The 4,164-nt window shown below is 38.1% G+C and carries 3 protein-coding genes; all 3 read right to left on the bottom strand.

Annotated elements, in window-relative coordinates; translation table 11 throughout:
• Nucleotides 1-327: 327 nt before the first annotated feature.
• A complete protein-coding gene (locus tag HMPREF0519_RS09650; protein ID WP_003635756.1) occupies nucleotides 328-2,391 on the bottom strand; it encodes an LTA synthase family protein in 2,064 nt (687 codons plus the stop codon).
• 178 nt (nucleotides 2,392-2,569) lie between these two features.
• Nucleotides 2,570-3,610: a lysylphosphatidylglycerol synthase transmembrane domain-containing protein gene (locus HMPREF0519_RS09645; protein WP_003635755.1), complete on the bottom strand. Its 1,041-nt coding sequence runs from the start codon at nucleotides 3,608-3,610 to the stop codon at nucleotides 2,570-2,572.
• A gap of 2 nt (nucleotides 3,611-3,612) precedes the next feature.
• On the bottom strand, nucleotides 3,613-4,164 hold a 552-nt coding region (locus tag HMPREF0519_RS14425), incomplete at its 5' end, for a glycosyltransferase family 4 protein (protein WP_003635753.1).

Raw genomic sequence — 4,164 nt, 5'->3', positions numbered from 1 at the left:
TTAGTTGCAGTCGAAAAGTAAGTTTTGAAGCTTTACTTGTCTAAGTGAAAAGTGCGAACGTTTTGGCTATCATCCACAAATATTGTTCGAATATAAAGTGGTATGCCCTTTTTGATTGTTTTTTTCAAGACTACCAATTCGTGTTTGGGCTACCCTGATAAAAAAGCCAATTGCGGTTTTTATCGCAATCGGCTCTTAATTATATAAAATCTAACACTACCCAAAACAGACAACCATGAAAACAATGCTGGAGGATCTATTCAAACAACCGAATAACCTTTTTCTAAAAACAATTCTGCTATTTATGATACGACAACAAACGAAACACTATTTTAGCTCGGGTGCATCGGTCTTATACAGGTCCATCGTAGACTTGCCATTATTCTTTGCCTCAATACTCGTTGGGTGTTCCTCTTGGGCCTTCTTAAGGTTATCCATTCCCTTGGCATATTGATACGTAAAGTCTTTTCGATTAACCTTCTGGAATCCCTTAGGCGTGTAAAAACGTAACAAATCGCCATAAATGACACGATCAGACAACGATAATTCCGTTGTGACATGATTTTGGATATTGGCAATTTGCTTTTTCTGAGTTGCATTTGGCGTGATTTCTTTACCTGATCTGGTTAAATAGACCGTACTGCCCACTTTCGTATATTTAGGTGTAACAAAGTCACCATCTCTAAAAGCCACGCGTTGATCATGCTGTTTGGACAAAAGGTCTGTCCCGAACTGAATGGTATTGTTATCTTTAATACCCAGCAAATGCAGCAGAGTCGGTAAAACATCAATTTCTCCGCCGTACGTCTGTCGAATACCACCCTTTAATCCGGCTGCATGGATCATAAATGGTACTTTCTGAAACTGTGCAAGATCATAACTGTTAATACTCTTCTTGTGCAGTAATTGAGCAATTGCCGGCCGGTGATTATTTGAAATACCATAGTGATCCCCGTACAGCACAATGACACTATTTTTATATAATCCGGTCTTTTTAAGGTAGTTTAAAAATTCAGCGAATGCCTGATCCAAATAATGAGCAGTTTGAACATAAGGATCAACTGTTTTATCCCCGGTTTTGGTAGCAGGAAAATCAGTATTCTGCTTATCCAACAGGTATGGATAATGATTTGTCAAAGTAATGAGTTTGGCATAAAACGGTTGGGGCAACTGCTGGATATAATTTGCAGCGTCCCTAAAGAAGATTTTATCTTTCATACCATAGCCGACATTATAGGACGGCTTGGTCTTATAGTATTGTGAACTAAAGAAGTATTGATATCCCCAGGACTTGTAGGTGCTGTCCCGATTCCAAAAGCTGGGAACATCGCCATGAAAAGCTGCTGTCGTGTAACCACGCTGGTCTAAAATCGCGGGAGCTGCCTGGAACGTATTTTGCCCACCATAGGTGACCATAGCTGATCCTTGGGGAAGTCCGTAAAGTGAATTTTCAAGCATCATTTCAGCATCCGACGTTTTCCCTTGGGCAACCTGATGATAAAAATTATCAAAACTAAGTGTGTGCTTATTTTTGTAGAAAGCATTTAAATGAGGCGTTACTTCTTTACCATCAACTTTGTAGTTAATCAAAAATTGTTGAAAACTTTCTAAATGAATGATGAAAACATTTTTGCCCTTTTCTTTTCCAAAGTATTCCGGATTTGCAGCCGCCCGATTATTCTTTAAGTATTTAAGAATCGAGTCCATATCACTTGCTTTGGCGTGTGATCGGGTAGCAGACTCCTTATGTGTTTGATACGCATTAAATGCTGCGTACTCATTCAGTCCCAAATATTTCACAATATAATTATTATCAAACGTTCTTGTTAACAAGCCGGAACGATCACTATTGGCTAAACCATACTCGCCAACCATCAGTATAAGCGACAAGCCGGAGATTAATAAAGCATACCGCTTTTTAAATGGCTTTGCGTCAATTCTGATAACCTTAAATACCAGCAACAGTATCAAGATTAGTATGTCTAAAAAGACAAAGAAATCGGTAAAATGAATGATCTCCATCAAACTTTTTCCCAGATTATTTTGAACTTTCCCGCTTCCTTTAATAATTCCCATTGACAGAAAATCGGAAAATTCACGGTAATAAACTATATTTGCAAATATCCAAATACTTTCAAGAAAATCGATCAACATCATCAGCCAATACGACAAGCGCCCGCTGAAATACAGCGCAATCCCCAACGTTAGAAGTGCCGCCGGGATTGGATTAACAACCAAGAGGAACTGCTGCATTCCGCCCTTTGCACCAAGCGTAAATTTAGTTTGATAAATTATATATGTTTTTACACAAAACAATATGACTACCAGAAAGAAGAACCCCAATCTGGTATTAAAGAAATTTAATATACGAGATTTCTTTGTAGACATCATTCTTGTTCCTCCAAAATTTCTCACAAATATTTGAATAGACGGTATTTAATCAACGTTTCTATTGCCCTGTCACACAGAGAGAATTGTCAAGGGCCATAACGACTAAGAAGTTTCCACTTCGCCAAATAGTTAACTAAAACCATTTTTAATGAAAGTTCCTATAAAAAGATATCATAAATTACTCTTTTTTACGGACCACTTTGTGAGAATCATTAACCTTATCAGGTTTGATCAATAACGCAATTGCTCCAACAACCATTCCGAAATAATAGGTCAAAATTCGCCATAGGATCATTGCCAGTACTAGTTTACTGTTACTACTAATATAACTTTGAAACAGCGACTCAAAGCTGAACTCCGCACCACCGGATCCACCAGGAATCGGAAATAATGAAATGATCATCACAATCATAATATGCAAACTGGTTACCATAAAGACATTTACATTATAATATCCCAGTGCCAACATAATGAAATATGGAATTAGATAATAAAAAGCGAGCTGCACGAGTGTCAGCAAAACAACTTTAATCATAAGTTTCGGCTGGCGTCCAATTCGAATACTCTCCTCGTACAGATTATCAATCTTTTCATATAGCGTGACACGCATACTGTCATATTTCTCGTCCTTAACAAACCATTTAACCGGATGAAATAGAATCCTAGTGACCTTTTTCGTAAAAGACGGCCAATACATAATCATTAACAAGGCAACAATGACGAAAAAGTGAATCAGAAACCCAAATAGGACAAACAACGATAGATACTGCATTTTTGTTGCAACATAGTGAAACCCAATGAGTAGACTAATAAAAAAATTGACAACGATCATGGCCTGATAGACCACAAACTTCATCAACAAAACGGAACTTGCTCGGCCACCATCAATACCCGTCTGCAGCATAACAACCAGTTGACCAGGCTGACCACCGGATGAAAACGGCGTAATCCCATTAAAAAGCTGTTCTACCAAAGGAACACGCAGTGCATCTTTAAACGTGAACGTCGAGACTCGATTTGACACAAGCACTTTCGTTATAACCGCTTCAACTAAAAGGTATATACAGATACAAGCAAACGCCACAATCAACCATAAGGGGTCTAATGTGAAAAAGTCATGAATTAAAACGCTCAGTTTAACATCCCTCATAGAATAACAGATAATCACGATTCCTATCAGTACCATCAGCATAAAGGTGAATTTATTTTTCCGTGACATACTTAACCTTTCCCTGCTTGTTGATTATAAAAATCATGCCAGATTTGAGCCAAATGACTTTCTGAATAACGTTCGCTAGCTTCTTTTGCTTTCTCAGTTAACTTCATTAGTTCATCCGGATCTTGAATCAGTTTACCAAGTTCTGAATTCATTTCGCTCACATCCCCGGCACCCAAATAATAACCATCAATAATCGACTTATAGAGGTCCAGGTCCCGAAGCATCACTGGTGTTTCGGTTGAAAAGGCCTCGAGAACCGACATTGGAAACAATTCATTGTATGAAGGTAAAATAAAAAGATCAGCCATATTATAATAGTCAACCATTTTATGACGGTCAATAATCCCCGGAAAAGATAGATTGTTTGGTGGGTCCTTCACAATTTTTTCGAGATCAGCATAGCCTTCCGTCATTTTTCCAAATGAAAAACCACCAGTCCAAATAAATTGAACCTTAGGATTCTCTTTAGCCAGTTGGACAAAGTCTAAAACACCTTTTCGCGTTTGGATCTGGCCACTGCCTAAAACAGTAAAACGATTCTGATCATACCCCCG

Source organism: Lentilactobacillus hilgardii DSM 20176 = ATCC 8290, from assembly GCF_000159315.1.
GTDB classification, from domain to species: domain Bacteria; phylum Bacillota; class Bacilli; order Lactobacillales; family Lactobacillaceae; genus Lentilactobacillus; species Lentilactobacillus hilgardii.
Note: the sequence above shows the minus strand (reverse complement) of the source record. Positions and strands in the feature narration are given on the sequence as shown.